Here is a 19,130-nt window from a genome sequence, read left to right as displayed (position 1 = left end):
AGTTCGAGGTCATGTGGCGCGTCCCGCGCGAGGAGTGGCCGGCGGACGGCGGCGGCGAGCGGTTGGACCTGGACGCCGCCCTCGCCCGCTGGGGCTCGGACCTGGCGACGGGAGCCGCCGCCGGATCCGCGACCTGAGGCGGGCGAGGCGGGCGGGCTACTAGCCGGCCGTGTCGCCACCGCTGGCAGGGGGAGGCGGCGGCTTCGGAGTTTGACCGCCGTTCGACGCCGCCTCGACGGCGATCGTGTCGATCCCGGTCCGAGTGCCCGCGTCCGACTCGATCGCGCGGCGCACGACGAAACCGTCTGGGTCCGCACGTACACCCACCCTGCCCATCCGGACGGGGCCCTGCCCCGGATTCGTTGCGGCTGGACGCCCGCTCGGAAGCCAGAAGCGAAATCAGCCTTCTTCCTGTCATACAGGTGGAGCCCTGGGACTACTTCGACTCGACGCGCCCGATGGCGTCGGGGCCGGTAACGAGAGCGTGCTGTGCCGTCTGCCAGGCGTTGTCGTCGGGGTGGAAGGCGGTGCGGAGGTAGGCGGCGGTGAGTTCGGCGATCGCGGCGACGCGGTCGGGGCTCTCGTCGGTGGTTTCCACGCTGTCGTGGCCCTGGATGCCGCCCAGGAGGTGTTCGCCGTCGAAGACCGTGAGGAGGGTCTTGGGTCCGGGAGCGAGGTGGTAGGGGTCGGCGTGCCAGTCCGGTCCCATGGTCGTCCAGTGCTGGGAGTCGTCCTTGTCACCGGCGACGACCAGGGTGGGGGTGGTCATCGTGGTGAGGTCGGTGGTGCGGAAGACCGGGGCGCGCGCGGTCATGAACCCGTCGAACGCATCGCCGCCCCGGCCGATGGCTCCGAGCAGGACACCCTGGGTGATGCGGGGGTCGTGGGCGTTCAGTGCTTCGCCGGTGTCGGGGTCGGTGGCGCCGGCACCGAGAAGGAGTTCGCTGGTGAAGGATCCCGCGGAGTGTCCCGCGACGGCGATCTTGCTGGGGTCCATGCGTCCGGTAAGTCCCGGCACGGCCCTTTCGATCTCGTCGAGCCGGTCGATGATGCTGCGCATGTCCTGGGTGCGCGAAGCCCAGAAGAAGGGTGCTCCGGGCTCGTCGGCGACCTGGTGGGCGAGCCGGGGGGCGCTGAGGTGGTGGGGCTGGATCACGACGAACCCGCGGGCCGCCCAGACCTTCGCCAGGGGAAGGTAACCGTCGAGCGAGGAGAGTCCGTACGCTCCGCCCTGCCCGTGGGAGAAGAGGATGACCGGCAGGTCGGCGCCCGTCATGGGTGCGGAAATGCGCACTTCGAGGTCCAGGGGCCGTCCAGGGACGGTCAGGGGCACCGGGCTGACCGAGATCACGGGCGGCGTGGAGGGGTGGAGGTAGGTGTCGGCGATGGAGGTCCACTCAGGCATGGCGCGTCTTTCCCTTCGATGGCCTCTCTGCCGTCGACTACGGAACGGTCGGCGCGCGAGGAGGTGGGGACGTTCCGGCTCCGCTAAAGTGGAGCAAAAGCGGAGCGCCGCTCCATTTACGATACGGAGCGTCGTTCCGCTTCGCAAGCCGAGTGAGGCGTGCTGGTGAACCGCCAGCCGCGAGAAAGGGGGTGCGGTGCCCAGCACAGAGCAGCCAGGGAAGGCGCCGGCCGCGGCCGTGCGAGCCGATGTGGTGCGCAACCAGAAGAAGCTGCTGGCCGCTGCCGCAGAGGTGTTCGTGACCTCCGGAGTCGATGCGCCGGTGCGTGAAGTCGCGGCCCGGGCGGGCGTCGGGATGGGAACCCTCTACCGGCACTTCCCGACGCGGGCGGATCTTGTCGTGGCCGTCTTCCGCCACCAGGTCGAGGAACTGGCCGAAGCCGGCCCCCGCCTCCTGGCCGACACCCCCTCACCACTGAGGGCGCTGCGCCAGTGGGTCGACCTGTTTGTCGACTTCCTCGTCACCAAGCACGGCCTCGCCGCCATCCCCCAGCCGGACAACGGCGCCGCGACACTTCACACGTACTTCCTCGACCGGCTGCTGCCGGTCACCGAGCAGCTCCTCGCGGCGGCAGCCGACGCGGGCGAGGTCAGGCCCGACATCCGGCCCTACGAACTCATGCGCGGCATCGGCAACCTCTGCATCGTCCCCGCCCACGAGCCCCGCTACGACCCGCGCCGACTGATCGCCCTGTTGCTGGCCGGACTCGAATCAAAGGCATCCTGACAACGAGGTCAAGGCTTCTCGAACCCCGCATCGCCCGCCGGCTATCCACGGGCACGACGGCGGCGCGTCCCCGGTGTCGTCATAGCTACCGTCCCCGTGACCAGAGAGTGTCGGGCGACTGGGACTAGCGGGCCTCGCCGTGCCCGCCGAACCATTTGGTGCGCCTACGAGCCGTGGCCGGGGCGGCCGTCGGGGTGGGGCGGTCCTCGCCGAGGGCTTGGGCGGTTTGCGCGCGGGCGGCGTCACGCTGCTCGATCAGGTCCTCGCGTTCGCGGTCCACGACCGCGCTCTCCCGCTTCGAGGTGAGGGAAGCCTCGTGGCGGGCCAGGCGGTTGCGGCGGGAGGCCCGGCGGGCCGCCGCCAGGACGAGAGCAAGGCCCAGGACGGCGGCCGCTCCGACAGCGATGCCGTAGAGGAACAGCGCGCCGGTCGAGCTGGTGACGTGGTAGCCGAAGACCGAGAAGTCATTGGTGAGCTCGTGGGCACTGCCGAGGTTCGCCATGACTCCGGCCACGGCGAAGATCAGCGCAGCGATCAGAAGGATGAGACCGAGGATGAGGATCATGGAGCACTCCCTGCTCCGCACTGCCACGTGCGATTGAGCTGCGGTCGGCGGAAGCCCGCCGATCCACACAGCGCCTACCCGAATGTGACAGGGCCAAGCGGACGTCGCCCCGTAAGGGCCGGTCGGCTCCACAACGGGCCCCTCGGCCCCTCTTGGGAGCGGTGGCCGGGGCGGAGCCCGGAACTCACACGTCAAGATCAAGGGGCTGTATCCGGATCTGGAGATCACCTCCCGCCGGCTGTCGGGGATCCCGGCCACGGCCCTGGCCCACGCGGCTGCCTCTGCGGACACGCTGGTGCCGGGTTCCCGGGGGCTCGGCAGCAACGCCGGATTCATGCTCGGCTCCATCGGCGCCGGGACCATCGCCGCGGCCGATCAGCCGGTCGTCCTCGTCAGGGCACCGCCGCCGGTCGTCGGCTGCGGCCCCGGTCTCGACCCCGGTGTCCAGGAGGAGATCGGTCGGGGGATCGCCACTGCCGTGGACGAGATGATCCGCCCCTGGTGCGAAAAGTACCCCTCGGTGACAGTCACCCCCGAGGTGCGCATCGGCCAGTCCGCGATCCAGCTCGTGGACGCCTCCAAAGGTGCCGCGCCCGTCCTCGTCGGCAGGCGCATCCGACGGTCCGCCTACGGCACCCGCATCGGCGCGATCGCGCACGCGGTCCTGCACCACGCCACCGCGCCCGTCGCCGTCATCGCCCACGAGTGAACGCATCGGTGTTCCACCTGATCGTGTCAGGTGCGCGCGGGCTTCCGGGTGCGCCGCCTCAGGCGGCGCAGTTCGTCGGTGCCCCAGACCAGTACGGGGAAGACCGCGATGAGGGCGACCACGTCGAGGGGCAGGGCAGCGGTACCGAAGAGGCCTCGCAGGGGTGGCACGTAGACCAGGGCCGCCGTGAAGACGAGTTCGAAGGCGATGCCGGCGAGGAGCAGCGGGTTGGCGTCGTCAACTCCTGATTGAGTGGGCAGCTGGCCGGACCAGCCTGGTTCCACGCGTTCCCAGTCCCGTTCCCACATGGACAGGCTGCGCGCCTCGATGGTCCGAAGCCTCAGGTGGACGATGCCTGCGGCTGTCAGCGCGATCAGGACAGCGGCAGTGGCGCCGCCGGTCAAGCGTTGGGTGCGCGTGCGGTCAGCCGTCCGCGGCAGCGGATTGGGCGGCGTTCCGTGAGGCATGGCGGGCCTCCGGCACCGGGAGTCTTCTCACTGGTCGGGGGAGCCGGCCGCGGTGAGCTCGGCACCGATGTGGTGCGCCCAGGCCTGGATGCGCTCGGGGTTGCGGAAGTCTCCGCCCTTGCCCTCGCGTACGAGGGCTCGTGCCAGCAGGCCGGGCGTACCCTCCGTGAGGCTGCCGCCGAAGGTGATGTGGTCGCGGGCGCCGAGTTCTCGCATCTGCCGGGCAACCGCCCGTACGGGCGGGATGTCGCTGCGTTCCGCGGAGGAGTCGACCGGTCCGCTGCTGAACAGCCAGACGGGACGGTGCTTCAGATACCGGGCGTTGCGCTTCGCACAGCGCCGGGCCCGGCCGTTCCAACGCCCCGCGTACAGGGATCCGCCCAGCACCACCCCGTCGTAACCGCGGACGTCCGTGACCTCGCCGGCCGGGACCACCCAAACGTCGAGGCCGTTCTCGCGCAGCGCCGTTCCGATCTGCTCCGCGATCCCGGCAGTTGCACCGTGCTTGCTTCCGTAGGCGACCAGAACCTGTTTCGCACTCATGCGTCTCCTCCTTCGGTCGTTCCCGTGAGCCTGTACGCGATACGTCTTGGCGCGCCCTCCACTGTCCACTCGGGGACGCGCGGCCCGTAGGGGCCCACCGGGGGCCGGGTAGGGGCCGTTCGGCCCTCTCGGGCCGGTCCGGCCACGAGGGGGGATCTCCGCGACGGCCGCGGGTCTAGTCCCCGGGAAGCCGGAACCAGCGCTCGTCTCCGGCCGCCACCACGGCAGACTGTTCGCCGGGCAGCATGAGGGCCAGGGGACCGTGGCGGGATTCCGGCACGGTGATGCCGAACCTGCCGGGGAGCAGTCGTACGCGGACACCGCGGTGCCCCCGGTGGCAGAGCGTGAAGGAGACGGGCTCGATCTCCTGCAGGGGGACGGGATCGATGCACAGGCCTTCGGGGCCGGTCTCCAGGCCCGTGACTCCGCGCTCCGCGAGGTCGAGGGTGCCGGCCATGGCGCCCAGGTGGATCCCCTCCCCGGTGGTCCCGCCCTGGATGTCCGTGACGTCGCCGAGGAGTGCCTCCTCGCAGAACCTCCGGGCGTCCGGGTCCTTCTGGCGGGCCAGCACCCACCCGTGGACAAGGCTGCTGAGCGTCGATCCGTGGCTCGTGCGCGGCAGGTAGTACGCGACGGTCGCCCGCCACACCGCGTCGTCGAGCCGGTAGCCGAGCCGGGCGAACAGGCCGTACAGCTCGGCGGGCCGGAAGAGGTAGCCGAGCATGACCACGTCGGCCTGCTTCGACGCCTGGTAGCGGTTGACCGTATCCCCTTCGGCTTCCAGGATCCGGTCGAGTCGGCGCACATCGCCGTAGCGGGCGCGGTAAGCCGCCCAGTCCAGCTCGGCCAGGTCTCCGTACCGCTCGAACTGGCTGATGACGCCCCGGTGGAACGGGACGTACAGGCGGCGGGACACCTCTTCCCAGTGCTCCAGTGCGCCGCCGTCCAGAGCGAGCCGCTCGGTCAGTTCCGACCGTCGAGCGGGGGGCAGTTCGTCGAGCAGTTCGAGCCCCTGCTGGATCACCCAGGCGGCCATCACGTTGGTGTACGCGTTGTCGTCGATCCCGGCTTCCGCAGCCCCCGGATAGGCGTCGTGGTACTCGTCCGGGCCCAGCACACCGCGGATGCGGTACCGCCTTCGCTCCGCGTCGTACACGGCGGCGCCGACCCAGAAGCAGGCTATCTCCAACAGGAGTTCAGCGCCGGGGCCGTACAGGAAGCCGGTGTCCCCGGTGGCCCGCCCGTACCTGCAGACGTTCAGGGCTATGGCGGAGCCGACATGACGCTGCAGGTGCGAGTGGTCGGGCAGCCAGCGGCCCGAGCGGGGATTGAGGTGCAGGGCCTGACTCTCCTCCTGTCCCGAACTTCCGCTCTGCCAGGGGAACATCGCTCCGCTCCGTCCTGCCAGCCGGGCAGCATCGCGGGCGGCCGGCAGCCGTCGGTGGCGGTACATGAGCAGGGCCCGCGCGACTTCGGGGAAGTGCAGCGTGACATAGGGCAGGACGAAGAGTTCGTCCCAGAAGACGTGCCCCCGGTAGGCCTCACCATGCAGTCCCCGCGCGGGGACACCCACGTCCAGCTCCGCGGTGTGCGGGGAGAGCGTCTGGAGCACATGGAAGACGTGGAGGCGCAGGATCTTGCCCGCCTCCCCCGCGACGGTCAACTCGCCTTGCTCCCAGAGCCGTTCCCAGGCCGCGTGCTGCGCCGTGAGCAGGTCCGGGAATCCGGGGGCCCGCGAAGCGTGTTCGATCGCGCGCGGCAGGAGGTCTCCGGTCGGCCTGTCGAGGGAGGTGTACAGGGCCGCGGTCTTCACCACCGTCGCGGACCGCCTGGGGGCCACGGGCAGCCTGAACGTCTGCACCGTCCCGGCTGCGGTGCGGCTCTTCATGGTGGGCATGCGGGGTCGGGTGGCCGTCCGGACGGCAAGGGCGATTTCGGTGTGGGAGGAGGTGGTGCGGCAGGCGATCCATGCGACGCCGTGCGGTGCGAAGCCGGTCCGGTGGTCGGTGAGGTGGTGGCCGTCGAGCCCGCCGTAGCGTTCCACTCCGGCGTTGGTCACGTCTCCGTCGAGCCCTGATTCCACTTCGATCAGGCCGCTCCAGCCGTACGCGTGGAAGGTGGTCCGCTGCGCCGCGAGGTAGGGGTCTCCCATGTGCACGACGCGGACGTGGGTGACGCCGAGGCGGCGGCCATCGCCGTACCGGAAGAGCATGTGCCGGGTGAGCGTTCCCCGGCGCAGGTCGAGCACCACCTTGTAGTGCAGCATGCCGGGGTCGTCGGGAGTCAGCCAGTCGCCCGGGAGTCCGTCGTCGGTGATGCAGCGGTACCGCAGTGCCGTCCAGTCGGGGAGGTTGACCATGTCCTCGTTGTCGACCTGCTGTCCGGCCACGTGCGAGGTGAGCCGGTTGGAGCAGCCGGCGGCGTACGTGGCGGGATAGTGCACGGGGTCCGCCGGGGTCTCGGGGGCCGCACCGCGGGTGGCGAACCTTCCGTTGCCCAGTGTGCACAGGGCTTCGACGAGTCGCTCCGCCTTGGGATCGTAGTGGTCGTACTCCCAGGTCCACGAGGCGGTCATGGTCCCGCCCCGCAGACGAGGTCGGCGACCGTGAGGAGTTCGGTGGCGACCAGGTCCGCCCCGCGTTCCCGTAGTGCCCGTGCGGTGTCGGGGTTCTTCGTCCGGTCGAGGCCCATCACGAGGCCGAAGTGGCCGCGTCGGCCTGCTTCGACACCTGCGAGGGCGTCTTCCACCACCGCGCAGCGGGCGGGGTCCATCCCGAGCCGTCGGGCCGCTTCGAGGAACAGAGCGGGGTCCGGCTTGCCCGCGAGCCCAAGACCGGCAGCGTCCGTACCGTCCACCACCGCGTCGAAGCAGCCCAGAAGGGAGGCTGATCCGAGAAGCGGCCGGGCATGCCGGGACGCCGACACGGCGGCGCATGACACGCCGTGCGCCCTTAGCCGGGCGAGCGCCGGAGCGACGTCGGTGAAGGCCTGGACGGCCCCGGACCGCAGCGTGGTGACGAACGTCGCCTCCTTGCGCGCGGCCACCGCCCAGACCGTGTCGTCGCCCGGTGCGTTGTCGGGGCTGCCGGTCGGCAGGTGGATGCCACGGGAGTTCAGGAAGGAACTCGCCCCGTCCAGCCGGGGCTTGCCGTCGACCCACTGGCGGTACTCACGGTCCGCGTCGAAGGGAGGCTGCCGCCCGTGCCCGGACGCGGCCCAGGCATCCAGACAGCTGTCGAAGGCGGTCTTCCAGGCCACGGCGTGCAGCCGCGCCGAGTCGAGCAGTACCCCGTCCGTGTCGAACACGACGGCATGGGGGGCGCTCACCCGGATCCCACACGACGGCCGGTCATCCTGGTGGGGGTAATGGACATCCAGTGCGTGCGGGGTCCGCCGGCCCAGGGGAGCGAGCGGGCGACCGAATACAGGTGGCTGACTCGCTCCCCGCCCGTGACACCGGACACCTCACCGACGGCCATGACGCTCCAGCCTTCGCGCATCGCGTCGTCGATGTGGTCCACCTCGAAGGCGACCTCGGTCCCGGTCGCCTCGGCGAGCCGCGAGTCGGCCGCCGTACGGAACGCGATCTCGTTCCCCACGACGACATAGTTGACGGGGAAGACGGCAAGTCCCTCCATCCCGGAGAACCCGACCCGGCCGATGCCATGGGTGGAGAGCAGGCGCAGGCACTCGGCCTCGCTCAGCACCGTCGACTCGGAACCGCGCATCGCGGTCCCCATACCGGGGGGACTGTCGGTCGTTCTCCCGGTCAGCTCGGCAACGGTGGTCCCCAGCCCGTCCGCGAGACCCACGAGCATGCCCATGCTGGGCGCCGCCGCCCGCTCTTCCACGTACGCGATGTACGATGCGGCGGCCCCACAGCGCTCCCCGAGTTCCTCACGCGTGAGTCCCAGCTCTTCACGGCGGGGCTCACGCGTCGTCCGAGGTCACCACGGGCAGCCGGAACCTTGATCGGGGACGTACCTGCTGCGGTCTCTCCCATGATCGTCACACCCTTGTTGTTCGTAGCCGGTACAGGAACTTGGCGACGCGCTGGGCGTCAACCTCAGGCTGTACCCGCTACCAGCGCACGCACAGGGCCGGACGGTCCCCTACCGGGGCCGGTCGGGCCCATGCGGCCCTCTCCTCGGGGTGTGCTCCTGCGTCTGAGCCGATGGCGACATCGCCCCGCGCGACGCCACTCAGCGGTCTTGTGCCCCGCACCGTCTCGAACCGTCCACCGTTCCCGGCGTCCCGCCAGGGCCCCGCCCTGACGGCGGCGACATGACCCGGTACCGACCCGACCGCCCACACTCCATGCCCGGCCGTCGTCGCAGAAGGGGCCGACCGGCCCCATGCAGGGGCCGGTCCTGCCCTTCCCGCCCCCGGCCCCGTGGACGCACAGTTCAAGCATCGGTTCAACCGGCACATGACCCGGACTGCGGTTCGAAGGAGCGCTCATGACGACCACGTACCGGATCGCGGAACTGGACGCGCACTGGCGTGCCGCGAACTACCTGGCCATCGGCCAGATCTACCTCATGGACAACCCGCTGCTCGCCGAGCCGCTGCGGCCTGAGCACATCAAACCGCGGCTGCTCGGCCACTGGGGCACCGCACCCGGCCTGAACCTCGTCCACACCCACCTGAACCGGGTGATCAAGGAGCGTTCCCTGAAGGCCCTGTGCGTCTGGGGACCCGGCCACGGCGGGGCGGCCGTCCTCGCCAACTCCTGGCTGGAGGGCACCTACACCGAGACCTACCCGGACATCGGCCGCAACGCGGACGGGATGCGCAGGCTGTTCCGCCAGTTCTCCTTCCCAGGCGGCGTGCCGAGCCACGTCGCACCGGAAACACCGGGCTCCATCCACGAGGGCGGCGAGCTCGGCTACTCCCTCGCCCACGCCTACGGAGCCGCCTTCGACCATCCCGGCCTGCTCGTCGCCTGCGTCATCGGCGACGGTGAGGCGGAGACGGGGCCACTGGCCGCGTCCTGGCACTCGAACAAGTTCCTCGACCCGCTCCACGACGGCGCCGTCCTGCCGATCCTGCACCTCAACGGCTACAAGATCGCCAACCCGACCGTACTGTCACGGATCCCCGAGGCGGAGCTCGACGCGCTGCTGCGCGGTTACGGCCACGAGCCCCTCTACGTCTCCGGCAGCGACCCCGCCCTCGTCCACCCGGCCATGGCCCGAGCCATGGACCAGGCTCTGGACCGCATCCACGCCATCCAGCGGGAGGCGCGGGCCGCAGGCACCGATCCGGGCGCTGAGCACGCACGCTGGCCGATGATCGTCCTACGGACGCCGAAGGGCTGGACGGGCCCCGCGACCGTCGACGGCCAACCCGTCGAGGGCACCTGGCGCGCCCACCAGGTGCCCCTCGCCGAAGTCCGAGAGAACTCCGAACACCTGAGGCAGCTGGAGAGCTGGATGCGCTCCTACCGGCCGGAGGAACTCTTCGACGCCGACGGCCGTCCGAGGACGCAGGTCCTGGCCTGCGTCCCGGAGGGTGACCGCCGCCTGGGCGCGAGCCCGTACGCCAACGGCGGCCGGCTGCTGCGCTCCCTCCCCCTGCCCGCGCTCGACGCGTGGGCCGTCCCCGTGGACAAGCCCGGAAGCGCCCTACACGAGCCCACCCGTGTCCTGGGCCGCTACCTCGCGCAGGTCATGGCGGCCACGGCCGGGCGACGGGACTTCCGGGTCGTCGGGCCGGACGAGACCGCGAGCAACCACCTCGACGACCTGTACGCGGTGACGGGCAAGGCCTGGCAGGGCCTGACGGAACCCACCGACCAGCACCTCTCCCGGGACGGCCGGGTCATGGAGATCCTCTCGGAGCACGTGTGCCAAGGCTGGCTGGAGGGGTACCTCCTCACCGGCCGCCACGGACTGTTCTCCACGTACGAGGCCTTCGCCCACATCGTCGACTCCATGGTCGGCCAGCACATCAAATGGCTGAAGAGCGCGCGGCAGTTGAGCTGGCGCGCGTCCCTCGCCTCCCTCAACTACCTGCTCACCTCGCACGTCTGGCGCCAGGACAGCAACGGCTTCTCCCACCAGGACCCCGGCTTCGTCGACCACGTCCTCAACAAGAGCCCGGACGTCGTACGCGTCTACCTGCCGCCGGACGCCAACACCCTCCTCGCCGTGGCCGACCACGCGCTGCGCAGCCGTGACCAGGTCAACGTGATCGTCGCCGGCAAGCAGCCCTGCTTCGACTGGCTGAACATCGACGAGGCGCGGACGCACGTCGCCCGAGGCGCCGGAATCTGGCCGTGGGCCGGCACGGACGCCGGGACCCGCGAACCGGATGTCGTGCTGGCCTGCGCCGGAGACGTCCCCACCATGGAGGTCCTGGCCACCTCGGCCCTGCTGCGCGAGCACCTGCCCTCGCTGGCCGTGCGCGTGGTCAACGTCGTCGACATCGCCCGCCTGATGCCAAGGGAAGAACACCCCCACGGGATGACCGACACGGAGTACGACGCGCTCTTCACCACCGACAAGCCCGTGATCTTCGCCTACCACGGCTATCCGTGGCTCATCCACCGCCTCGCCTACCGCCGGACCGGGCATCCGAACCTGCACGTGCGCGGCTACAAGGAGTCCGGCACGACCACCACCCCCTTCGACATGGTCGTGCGCAACGACCTCGACCGGTACCGGCTCGTCATGGACGTCATCGACCGCGTCCCCGGCCTCCCCGGCCGGGCAGCGGCCCTGCGCCAGAGCATGTGCGACCAGCGGATCCGCCACCACGACTGGATCCGCGTCCATGGAATCGACCTGCCGGAGGTCGCCGACTGGTCCTGGCCCTACTGATCGTCCCGCCCGGGTCGGTACGGGTGGGCCGCCCGGGTCGGAGAGGCTCCAAACGCCGCGCACGGCCGAGATCACCGCGCCGCTCCCCAGCCAGTCCCCGCCGAACGGAGCGCGCGCGGTCAAGACCACGTAACCGAAAGTCGGCGGCGCCGATCGGCGTACAGCGAACCGCGTACAGCGAACCGCCCAGGCCGACCGGACCCAGAGTCCGCACCGGGGCCGTCACGCCCTCTGGACCCGGGACGGGTTCGATACGGCCAGGTCATCGTGGCGCGGCCCGCCCAGCACGACCTTCAGCGCACCCGTCTCACCGGCGCGGGAGAACACCTCGTACGCCTCTTCCATCTGTCCCAGCTCGAAGCGATGGGTGATCAGCGACGAGGTGGGCAGGCGGCCGGCCGCCAGCATGCGCAGCAGCATCGGCGTGGAGGAGGTGTCCACGAGCCCGGTGGTGATGGTGACGTCCTTGATCCACAGGTCTTCGAGGTGCAGGGTCGCCGGCTTGCCGTGGACGCCGATGTTCGCGACCCGGCCGCCCGGGCGCACCATGCGGGTGCACATCTCGAAGGTCTCGGGCACCCCGACGGCCTCCATGACCACGTCCGCGCCGAGTCCGTCGGTCAGGTCGCCCACGAGCATCTCCGGTTCCTCGGCGGCGTTCACGACCGCGTCCGCCCCCAGTTCCCGAGCCTTCGCCAGCCTGGACGGCGATAGGTCGACGGCGATGACGCGGGCCGGCGAGTACAACCGTGCCGTGGCGATGGCCGCGAGTCCCACGGGGCCGGCGCCGACCACGACGACGGTGTCCCCGGGCCGCACGTTCCCGTTCAGCACCCCCACCTCGTAGGAGGTGGGGAAAATGTCCGCGATCAGGACGGCGTCGGCGCTGTCGACCGTGCTCGGCAGCACGTGCACGGAGAGATCGGCGAAGGGCACCCGGACGTATTCGGCCTGAGTGCCGTCGATGCTGTGGCCGAGCACCCACCCGCCGCCCCCGCGGCACTGTCCGTAGCGGCTCTCACGGCAGAACCGGCACCGGCCGCACGAGGAGATGCACGAGACCAGCACCCGGTCACCGGGCCGCACCGAGCGGACATCACCGCCGCTCTCCACCACCGTGCCCACGGCCTCGTGACCGAGCACCCGGCCGGGAACCACCTCCGGCAGATCACCCTTGACGATGTGCAGGTCCGTACCGCAGACGGTCACGACGTCGACGCGCACGATCACGTCACCGGGATCCTTGATGCCCGGATCCGGCACCTCCTGCCACGCGGTGCGCCCCGGCTCCTGGAAAACGAGTGCCTTCATGGCGCCACCGCTCTCTGTGTCTTCCGTGCTTCTGCAAAGGTCACCTCATGCTGTCGCCGCCGCTCGGGTCCCGGACAGGGCCGGACGGTCCCGCACCGGGGCCTGACAGGCCCGTCCGGCCCTTGCCTTGGAGGTGTGATGGTGGAGAAGCGGCGTCTCCTCCGCCGGAGGACGGACGCCTCGCCGAGTTCAAGGAGATCGTCGCCGTCATGAACCAGTGGCAGGTGACGGCAGTACCGGTCATCGAAGGCGAGGGTGAGGGCGAGGGCAGGGTCATCGGTGTGGTCTCCGAAGCCGATCTGCTTCCGAAGGAGGCGTTCCGCGATCACGACACCGGGCTCATCGAGCAGATGCAGCGGCTCGGTGACACGCTGAAGGCCGGATCGACCCCGGCCAAGGACCTGATGACGACCCCCCGCTCGCACAGCACAGGGTGCGGGTCGACGTCCGCCACGGCGTGGTCGCCCTCTCCGGCGGCATCCTCGACGCATCGCTCATTCCGGTGGCAGCACGCCTCGCACTCGCTGTAGAGGGCGTGGTCGACGTCAACTGCGCCCTGACCACGTCGGCCGTGCAGACGGCCGGAGCATGAACCTCCACCTCAGCCGAAATACCTGGTCAGGACCCCTTTGGCCTCCGCACCGGAGTGCGGTGAAGGTACCGGGAGCAATACGCCGGGCCGTCGAACTGCGGGCGGCCCGGGGACAGGTCTCCACCATGACCGTCGCCCCGGAACGCACCATGCTCCCCGCACCTCCTCATCCGTCCGGCCTGCCCCTGGCAGCATCAGTGCAGTTCAGCGGACTCTCCCCCTAGGCTTCAAGCGAGTTGGGGGCAGTTCCGGGGCCGGAATCGGAGGGCCGTCGTAGCCCTTGACCTCGCCGTAGCGGGTGCCGGTCATCCACTCTTCGCGGAAGGCTGCGATGTCCTCTTGGGAGCGTCCGATCCAGTTCCAGAACATCACGATCTCCTCCTCGAACGGCTCGCCGCCCAGGAGCATCAAGCCGGCGTCCGAGACCGCGCGCAGGGGGAGGTCCGTGCGGCCGCAGCCGAGGTAGAGCATGGCGCCCGGGAGGAGCGGAACGCCGTCGACGTGGGCTTCGCCCGACATCGACAGGACCGCGTACTCGAAGTCCGGGTCCAGCGGGAGGCGGGTTTCCGTGCCCGCCGCCAGGGCCAGGTCCGCGCCGACGATCGGGCTGTACGCGGTGCCGGGCGAGGTCGCCGTGTCCAGGGTGCCCAGGATGACCGTCGCTGTCAGGCCCGGGGCGGTGACCTGGGGGAGGTCCGCGTGGTGCTGGAAGTGCGGGTCCACGTCGCGGTGCGCGTCCGGGAGGGCCACCCACAGCTGCGCGCCGTGCAGGAAGCGGGCGTGCGGGCGGGGGCTCTCCTCCGAGTGGCTGATGCCCCGGCCGGAGGTCATCAGGCCGAGCTCGCGCGGGCGGATCGTCTCCAGGCTGCCGACGCTGTCGCGGTGCAGCACCTCGCCCTCGTGGAGCCAGCTGACGGTCTGGAGGCCCGAGTGGGGGTGCGGGGCCACGGCCATGCCGGGCTCGTCGGCGATGTCGTCGGGACCGTAGTGGTCGACGAAGCACCAGGCGCCGACCATCCGGCGGCCCAGGTTCGGGAGGAGCCGGCGGACCTCGGTGGATTCGCCGAGCTTGACGGTGCGCGGGCTCAGGAGTTCGCGCACGGGCTCGGCGACGACGAACCCGCGTCCGCCGCAGGTGGAGAGAGCGGGCTGGCGATCGAGATTGCTCATACCGCACAACTTAGTCCCGGCGCCGCCGCCGGGGTCAGGGGAATGTGCGTACGGATCCACGTGTTGCAGCAGCCGCACGGAACGACGGGGAGCGGGAGGAGAGGAAGGCATCCGATGGATGTGACGGACGTGATGGATGTGATGGGCGCGACGGGCTCGGTCGACGGGCAGCGGGGGTACCTGGAGCACGGGACCGCCGCCGAGCGCTGGGACCGCGGCGTGCTCTTCTTCGAGGCGAAGGAGTACGCGAACGCCGCCCGCGTCCTGCACGGTGTGGCCGCCGAGGCCCCCGAGCTGCTGGCGCCGCGGCTGCTGCTGGCCCGGGCCTACTACCACTCCGCCCAGCTCTCCAAGGCCGAGCGCGAGCTGCGCGGCGTACTGGAGCGCTGGCCCGTGGAGGACTACGCGCAGCTGATGCTCGGGCGGACCCTGGAGCGCCAGGGCCGGGCCGCCGAGGCGGCTCCGTACCTGCGGATCGCCGCCGCGATGGCCGGAGACTTCCCGGAGTAGGGGTGCCAGGGGTGCCGGTGGCGGTCGGCCGGACCGGGTCCGCGGCGGGGCCGTGTACCCCGCCGCCCACTCTCCCGGCCCCGCCCGTGCGGGAACGGGGCGGTCCCTCGGTTAGCCTGGGGACAATATGAACCGTCTGACCACGCCCTTCGGCTCCTACGAGCTCGCCCGCTTCCCCGAGGACCCGCGCGACCGGCTCTTCGCATGGGACGCCGCCGACGAGTACCTGCTGCGCCACCTCGAATCCGGTACGGGTGAACGCGGGCCGGTGGATCTGGCCGGTGCCGGGCAGATCACCGTGATCGGGGACCGCTGGGGAGCGCTGACGACGGCGCTGGCCGCGCACCGCCCCACCCAGATCACCGACTCCAGCCTGACCCGCTCCGCCACCATGGCGAACCTGGACCGCAACGGGATCGGCACCGCCAAGGGCACCGTGACGCTGCTGACCACGCAGGACGCGCCGCCGGAGCGGATCGACGTTCTCCTCGTCCGGGTGCCCAAGAGCCTGGCGCTGCTGGAGGACCAGCTGTACCGGGTGGCCCCGCACGTGCACGCCGGCACCATCGTCGTCGGCGCCGGCATGGTGAAGGAGATCCACACCTCCACGCTGCGGCTCTTCGAGAAGATCCTCGGCCCGACGAAGACCTCGCTGGCCGAGAAGAAGGCCCGGCTGATCTTCTGCACTCCGGGGAACCCGGGTGCGACCCGGCCGGCGACCCCCGGACCCTGGCCGCTGACCTACGTCGTGGACGAGGACGGCGGCTCGGGCGCCGGGCTGACCGTCGTCAACCACGCGGGCATCTTCTGCGCGGACCGTCTCGACGTCGGCACCCGCTTCTTCCTCCAGAGCATCCCGACCAATACGGACGGGGCCCGGGTCGTCGACCTGGGGTGCGGCAACGGGGTCGTCGGCACGGCGGTCGCGGTGGCCGACCCGCGTGCCGAGGTCGTCTTCACGGACGAGTCGTACCAGGCGGTCGCCTCGGCCAAGGCGACGTTCCGCGCCAACGTCACGCACGAGCGTGAGCGGGCGGACTTCCTCGTCGGCGACGGGGTGGCGATGCTGGACCCCGGCTCGGTGGACCTGGTCCTCTGCAATCCGCCCTTCCACTCCCACCAGGCGACGACCGACGCGACGGCCCTGCGGATGTTCGCGCAGTCCCGCAAGGTGCTGCGGCCGGGCGGCGAGCTGTGGGTGGTGGCCAACCGCCACATGGGGTACCACACGCATCTGCGGCGGCTCTTCGGCAACAGCGAAGTCGCCGCGAGCGAACCGAAGTTCGTGGTGCTGCGGGCGGTCAAGCGGCGCGAGCAGCCCCGCAACGCGTGACCTGAGCGTACGGCCCGCCGGGCGGCGGGCCGTACGCCGGCACAGGCCTCAGCGGTGGGCGGGGAACTCCACCACCTGCTGATAGGTGGGCCGGTTCTGCCAGTTGATCTGCGGGTGGGCCAGGCCGCCCACCGGGCGCTGCACGATCGAGTCCGCGCACCACTGGTTGCCCGCGGCGCAGGTCCCGTCCGCCGGGTACACGGCGGCGGGGGTGGCGGCCGCCGCCTGCTTGAGCGTTGCCGTCATCGCGTCCCGGCACGCGGGGAGCGAGCCGCCCCCGCAGTAGGGCCGGGCCAGGGGTCCGGACACCGGGCGGCCGAGCAGCGTCCGCAGGTCCTTGTCCACGTAGCTCCACCAGCCGTACTGGAAGGCCGAGCCGGCGTGCGAACCGGTGGGTCCGTGGCCCGCGTTGGGTGCCTCGTCGATGGTGAGCGAGGCGCGCAGGGCATCGTAGAGCGGCGCCCCGAGGCCGGGCTTGAACTCGGCCTCGACGAGCAGCGGCCACCAGGCGTCCATGATCCGGACGGCGTCCGCGTGCCCGTACGTCCTGGACCCGCGGGTGGTCTCCTTGCGCTCGGTGCCCGCGGCCTGCCACGCGGCGAGCTTGTCGACCGCGGCCGCGACGGCCGGATCGGTGACGGGCGCACTGCGCAGCACGTCCAGCAGCTCGGGCAGCAGGTTCTCGGCGCGCAGGTCGGTGACCGCCGCGTCGGCCATGGCCCGGGTGAGCCCGGCCCGGGTCACGCCGCCCGCCGCGACGAGCGGTTTGACGCGCTGGTCGAGGAGGTCGCCGCGGTGGACGGAGCCCATCCCGAAGCCGGCCGCTCCGTACCCCTTGGCCTGTTTGTTGTTCCAACTGATGTAGTAGTCCTGGCCGATGGACTGCGGATGCTCGGCGGGCGGGGTGTAGGCGGCCGTGTTGGCGACCGGGTCGAAGCCCTGCCATTCGTAGCTCTGCTTGCCCTGGATGGGCAGCGCCGCGTCGACTCCGGCCGGACGCACCGGATTCGACCCGCTGTTGTAGTAGGCCGCTTCGCGCGAGTCGGCGTAGAACCAGTTGAAGGCGTAGCCGATGTGCTGGGCGGCTTCCTGGAAGGTGCGGGCGTCCTTCACGTAGGAGGGGTCGTTGAACATCTGGAAGCCGATGATCGAGTCGGCCTCGTGGCGGTACGTGGAACGCAGGGCCGTGTAGGCCACGGGCTTGCCCGCGATGGTCGCGCGGTGCGTGACGATGCCGTAGTTCGTGCGCCACACCTGCATCCGGTAGGAGCCGCCCGGGGTGGGGTCGGCGACGGAGGACTTCCAGGTGTTGGTGTGTTCCAGCTTCTCCATGGGCGTGCAGGCGCCGCGGTAGAGGTACGAGGTGCTCGTCCTGGTGGGGGCGCCGCCGCCGGGCTCGCACAGTTCGACGGCGAAGGTGTCGGTGATGTCCTGGCCGGCCGAGGTGGCGCTCCAGGCGTAGTCCTGGCCGCGGCCGAGCTGTACGTACATGCTGACGCCCGCGAAGGAGGCGCCGCGCGCGCTGATGCCCGGGCCCTGGAGTTCTTGCAGCATGAGGAGCTGGGGTGCGAGGTAGCCGGTCTGCGGGCCGAAGACGGCGACCGGGTGGCCGCTCGCGGTCTTCGCGCCGGAGACGAGCAGGGCGTTGGACATGCTCTGCTTCACCGGCTTGGGCGGGGTGGCCGCGGCGGCGGTGGCGGCCGAGCCCGTACGGTCGTACACGAGCTGCTCGGCGGTGACGGAGCCGGCATCGGGCAGGGCCGTGCCACGGGGGTCGGCGGGCTTCTGCGCGTAGGGGAAGCTCGTGCCGTCGTGGACGGTGAGCACGGCTTCCGGGTCCTCGCGCTCGCGGAAGGACTCCCAGACGCGGGTGCCCTCTTCCAGGCCGTAGGTCTGCTGCGCGGACAACAGGGAGAGCGCGGCCTGCACTTCGCCGCCTCCGCCGCCGCCGAACAGGCCGCCCACGACGGAGGCGAGGGCGATCAGGTCGGTGAGTTTGAAGGGCTGGATCTCACCTGCGTTGGTGATCGAGTTGATGTGTCCGGTCAGCACGTACTCGCCGGGGAAGTAGCGGCCGTTCTTGGACTGGACGCGGTAGGCGTTGATGCCGTCGATGTACGCCTGGGCGTCCTCCATCGCGAGGCGCCCGCGCTCGCCCTCCGCCGTGCGGATCCGGTCCACCTGCGCCTGGAGGTCCGCCTCCGTGTACGGGGCCTGCGGCCAGAACTGCTGCTCCAGGCCCTGGTTGGCGAGGGCGCCGCCGGCGAAGGGGGTGAGGTCGCCCCGGCCGACGTGCCGGAAGAGGTCCATCTGCCAGAGCCGGTCCTGGCCGGCGGCGTAGCCGGCGCCGAAGGAAGTCCCGTAGCGGGTGGTGCCCTTGATGTGCGGGACGCCGCTCTTCTTGTCCCGGGTGATGGTGACGTCGGAGCGCGGGCTCGTGGTGGACTCGACCTGGTCGGCCGGGACGCCGAAGGAGGCGTCGTTGAAGAACTCGTTGAGCTTGGCGTCGGTGAGGCCCGGATAGCCGGCAACCAGCGAGTCGTAGCGCGCCAGTTGGTCGGAGGTGTGGGCGGGCAGCGTGCCGAAGGCCTTGTGGGCGAGGATCTGGGCGAGGGTGGCGTTGCCGCTCTGGCCGGGCGGCAGGATGTCCGCGCACTGCTGTCCGCAGTAGTCGGCGATCGGGAGCGGCGCGGCCGGGACGCCGGCCGCGGAAGCGGACGGGGCCGCAGAGGCGGACGGGGCCGCAGAGGCGGCCGGGGTCAGCAGGGCCGCTCCGAGGGCGATGAGTGCGGTGGCGACGGCAGTTCTCGTGCGGGCTTTCGTGCGCGTGGTGGGGCGTCGCATACGTGCTCCTCCGTGGGGGGCAGGAACCGGTCACGGGGAGGGTACTGGCAGGTGCTACCACTCAGTAAGA

15 protein-coding genes and 2 pseudogenes are annotated in these 19,130 nt (G+C 71.0%); 7 read left to right on the top strand and 10 right to left on the bottom strand.

Annotation, left to right across the window (positions count from 1 at the left end; genetic code table 11):
- Positions 1–137, top strand: a pseudogene (locus ACFWNV_RS21450) (VOC family protein); the annotation flags it as partial.
- Between the two features lie 299 nt (positions 138–436).
- Here ACFWNV_RS21450 and ACFWNV_RS21445 read toward each other — a convergent pair.
- On the bottom strand, positions 437–1,405 hold the full coding sequence (locus tag ACFWNV_RS21445) for an alpha/beta hydrolase family protein (protein WP_383949283.1): 969 nt from the start codon (positions 1,403–1,405) through the stop codon (positions 437–439).
- Between the two features lie 196 nt (positions 1,406–1,601).
- Here ACFWNV_RS21445 and ACFWNV_RS21440 point away from each other — a divergent pair, with 196 nt between their 5' ends.
- On the top strand, positions 1,602–2,192 hold the full coding sequence (locus ACFWNV_RS21440; RefSeq protein WP_383949280.1) for a TetR/AcrR family transcriptional regulator: 591 nt from the start codon (positions 1,602–1,604) through the stop codon (positions 2,190–2,192).
- A gap of 124 nt (positions 2,193–2,316) precedes the next feature.
- Here ACFWNV_RS21440 and ACFWNV_RS21435 read toward each other — a convergent pair whose 3' ends face one another.
- Positions 2,317–2,757, bottom strand: coding sequence for a hypothetical protein (locus ACFWNV_RS21435; RefSeq protein ID WP_383949277.1), 441 nt, complete (start codon positions 2,755–2,757; stop codon positions 2,317–2,319).
- Positions 2,758–2,953: 196 nt separating this feature from the next.
- Here ACFWNV_RS21435 and ACFWNV_RS21430 point away from each other — a divergent pair, with 196 nt between their 5' ends.
- Positions 2,954–3,466 (top strand): universal stress protein, encoded by a 513-nt coding sequence (locus tag ACFWNV_RS21430; RefSeq protein ID WP_383949294.1) that lies wholly within the window; start codon positions 2,954–2,956, stop codon positions 3,464–3,466.
- 26 nt (positions 3,467–3,492) lie between these two features.
- Here ACFWNV_RS21430 and ACFWNV_RS21425 read toward each other — a convergent pair whose 3' ends face one another.
- The 5 genes from ACFWNV_RS21425 to ACFWNV_RS21405 all read right to left on the bottom strand — a co-directional run bounded on the left by ACFWNV_RS21425 (position 3,493) and on the right by ACFWNV_RS21405 (position 8,390).
- Positions 3,493–3,933 (bottom strand): cation transporting ATPase C-terminal domain-containing protein, encoded by a 441-nt coding sequence (locus tag ACFWNV_RS21425; protein ID WP_383949275.1) that lies wholly within the window; start codon positions 3,931–3,933, stop codon positions 3,493–3,495.
- Between the two features lie 27 nt (positions 3,934–3,960).
- A complete protein-coding gene (locus tag ACFWNV_RS21420; protein WP_383949272.1) occupies positions 3,961–4,476 on the bottom strand; it encodes a flavodoxin domain-containing protein in 516 nt (171 codons plus the stop codon).
- 175 nt (positions 4,477–4,651) lie between these two features.
- Complete coding sequence (locus tag ACFWNV_RS21415; RefSeq protein WP_383949269.1) at positions 4,652–7,051, bottom strand: glycoside hydrolase family 65 protein; 2,400 nt, start codon at positions 7,049–7,051, stop codon at positions 4,652–4,654.
- On the bottom strand, positions 7,048–7,803 hold the full coding sequence (locus ACFWNV_RS21410) for an HAD family hydrolase (protein ID WP_383949266.1): 756 nt from the start codon (positions 7,801–7,803) through the stop codon (positions 7,048–7,050). Before ACFWNV_RS21410 ends, ACFWNV_RS21415 begins: the two co-directional genes overlap by 4 nt.
- Positions 7,800–8,390 carry a helix-turn-helix domain-containing protein gene (locus ACFWNV_RS21405; protein WP_383949291.1) on the bottom strand — a complete coding sequence of 197 codons (591 nt, stop codon included), beginning with the start codon at positions 8,388–8,390 and terminating at the stop codon, positions 7,800–7,802. The genes ACFWNV_RS21410 and ACFWNV_RS21405 overlap by 4 nt, the downstream gene beginning before the upstream one ends.
- Positions 8,391–8,936: 546 nt before the next feature.
- Between ACFWNV_RS21405 and ACFWNV_RS21400 the strand changes: the two genes are divergently transcribed.
- Positions 8,937–11,300: a phosphoketolase gene (locus ACFWNV_RS21400; RefSeq protein ID WP_383949263.1), complete on the top strand. Its 2,364-nt coding sequence runs from the start codon at positions 8,937–8,939 to the stop codon at positions 11,298–11,300.
- A gap of 222 nt (positions 11,301–11,522) precedes the next feature.
- Here ACFWNV_RS21400 and ACFWNV_RS21395 read toward each other — a convergent pair whose 3' ends face one another.
- Positions 11,523–12,611: a zinc-binding dehydrogenase gene (locus ACFWNV_RS21395; RefSeq protein ID WP_383949260.1), complete on the bottom strand. Its 1,089-nt coding sequence runs from the start codon at positions 12,609–12,611 to the stop codon at positions 11,523–11,525.
- A gap of 209 nt (positions 12,612–12,820) precedes the next feature.
- Between ACFWNV_RS21395 and ACFWNV_RS21390 the strand changes: the two are divergent.
- Positions 12,821–13,203 (top strand): annotated as a pseudogene (locus ACFWNV_RS21390) (BON domain-containing protein).
- Between the two features lie 204 nt (positions 13,204–13,407).
- Here the strand turns inward: ACFWNV_RS21390 and ACFWNV_RS21385 are convergent.
- Positions 13,408–14,373, bottom strand: coding sequence for a pirin family protein (locus ACFWNV_RS21385; RefSeq protein ID WP_383949258.1), 966 nt, complete (start codon positions 14,371–14,373; stop codon positions 13,408–13,410).
- A gap of 141 nt (positions 14,374–14,514) precedes the next feature.
- On the opposite strand from ACFWNV_RS21385, the gene ACFWNV_RS21380 reads away from it, so the two are divergent.
- Positions 14,515–14,883: a tetratricopeptide repeat protein gene (locus ACFWNV_RS21380; protein WP_383949289.1), complete on the top strand. Its 369-nt coding sequence runs from the start codon at positions 14,515–14,517 to the stop codon at positions 14,881–14,883.
- 127 nt (positions 14,884–15,010) lie between these two features.
- Complete coding sequence (locus ACFWNV_RS21375) at positions 15,011–16,216, top strand: methyltransferase (protein WP_383949255.1); 1,206 nt, start codon at positions 15,011–15,013, stop codon at positions 16,214–16,216.
- A 48-nt stretch (positions 16,217–16,264) separates the two neighbouring features.
- On the opposite strand, the gene ACFWNV_RS21370 is transcribed toward ACFWNV_RS21375, so the two are convergent.
- The gene (locus ACFWNV_RS21370; protein WP_383949252.1) at positions 16,265–19,060 is read right to left on the bottom strand and encodes a penicillin acylase family protein; all 2,796 of its coding nucleotides are present in this window, start codon (positions 19,058–19,060) and stop codon (positions 16,265–16,267) included.
- Positions 19,061–19,130 lie beyond the last annotated feature (70 nt).

It is taken from the genome of Streptomyces sp. NPDC058401 (assembly GCF_042722885.1).
Taxonomy (GTDB): Bacteria; Actinomycetota; Actinomycetes; order Streptomycetales; family Streptomycetaceae; genus Streptomyces.
This window is presented reverse-complemented; position numbering and strand designations above follow the sequence as displayed.

Bases quoted from the DNA above. Each gene is read 5' to 3' on its own strand.
- ACFWNV_RS21445 (WP_383949283.1), bottom strand. From the start codon at position 1,405: ATGCCTGAGTGGACCTCCATCGCCGACACCTACCTCCACCCCTCCACG.
- ACFWNV_RS21435 (WP_383949277.1), bottom strand. From the start codon at position 2,757: ATGATCCTCATCCTCGGTCTCATCCTTCTGATCGCTGCGCTGATCTTC.
- ACFWNV_RS21425 (WP_383949275.1), bottom strand. From the start codon at position 3,933: ATGCCTCACGGAACGCCGCCCAATCCGCTGCCGCGGACGGCTGACCGC.
- ACFWNV_RS21420 (WP_383949272.1), bottom strand. From the start codon at position 4,476: ATGAGTGCGAAACAGGTTCTGGTCGCCTACGGAAGCAAGCACGGTGCA.
- ACFWNV_RS21415 (WP_383949269.1), bottom strand. From the start codon at position 7,051: ATGACCGCCTCGTGGACCTGGGAGTACGACCACTACGATCCCAAGGCG.
- ACFWNV_RS21400 (WP_383949263.1), top strand. From the start codon at position 8,937: ATGACGACCACGTACCGGATCGCGGAACTGGACGCGCACTGGCGTGCC.
- ACFWNV_RS21395 (WP_383949260.1), bottom strand. From the start codon at position 12,611: ATGAAGGCACTCGTTTTCCAGGAGCCGGGGCGCACCGCGTGGCAGGAG.
- ACFWNV_RS21385 (WP_383949258.1), bottom strand. From the start codon at position 14,373: ATGAGCAATCTCGATCGCCAGCCCGCTCTCTCCACCTGCGGCGGACGC.
- ACFWNV_RS21380 (WP_383949289.1), top strand. From the start codon at position 14,515: ATGGGCGCGACGGGCTCGGTCGACGGGCAGCGGGGGTACCTGGAGCAC.
- ACFWNV_RS21375 (WP_383949255.1), top strand. From the start codon at position 15,011: ATGAACCGTCTGACCACGCCCTTCGGCTCCTACGAGCTCGCCCGCTTC.
- ACFWNV_RS21370 (WP_383949252.1), bottom strand. From the start codon at position 19,060: ATGCGACGCCCCACCACGCGCACGAAAGCCCGCACGAGAACTGCCGTC.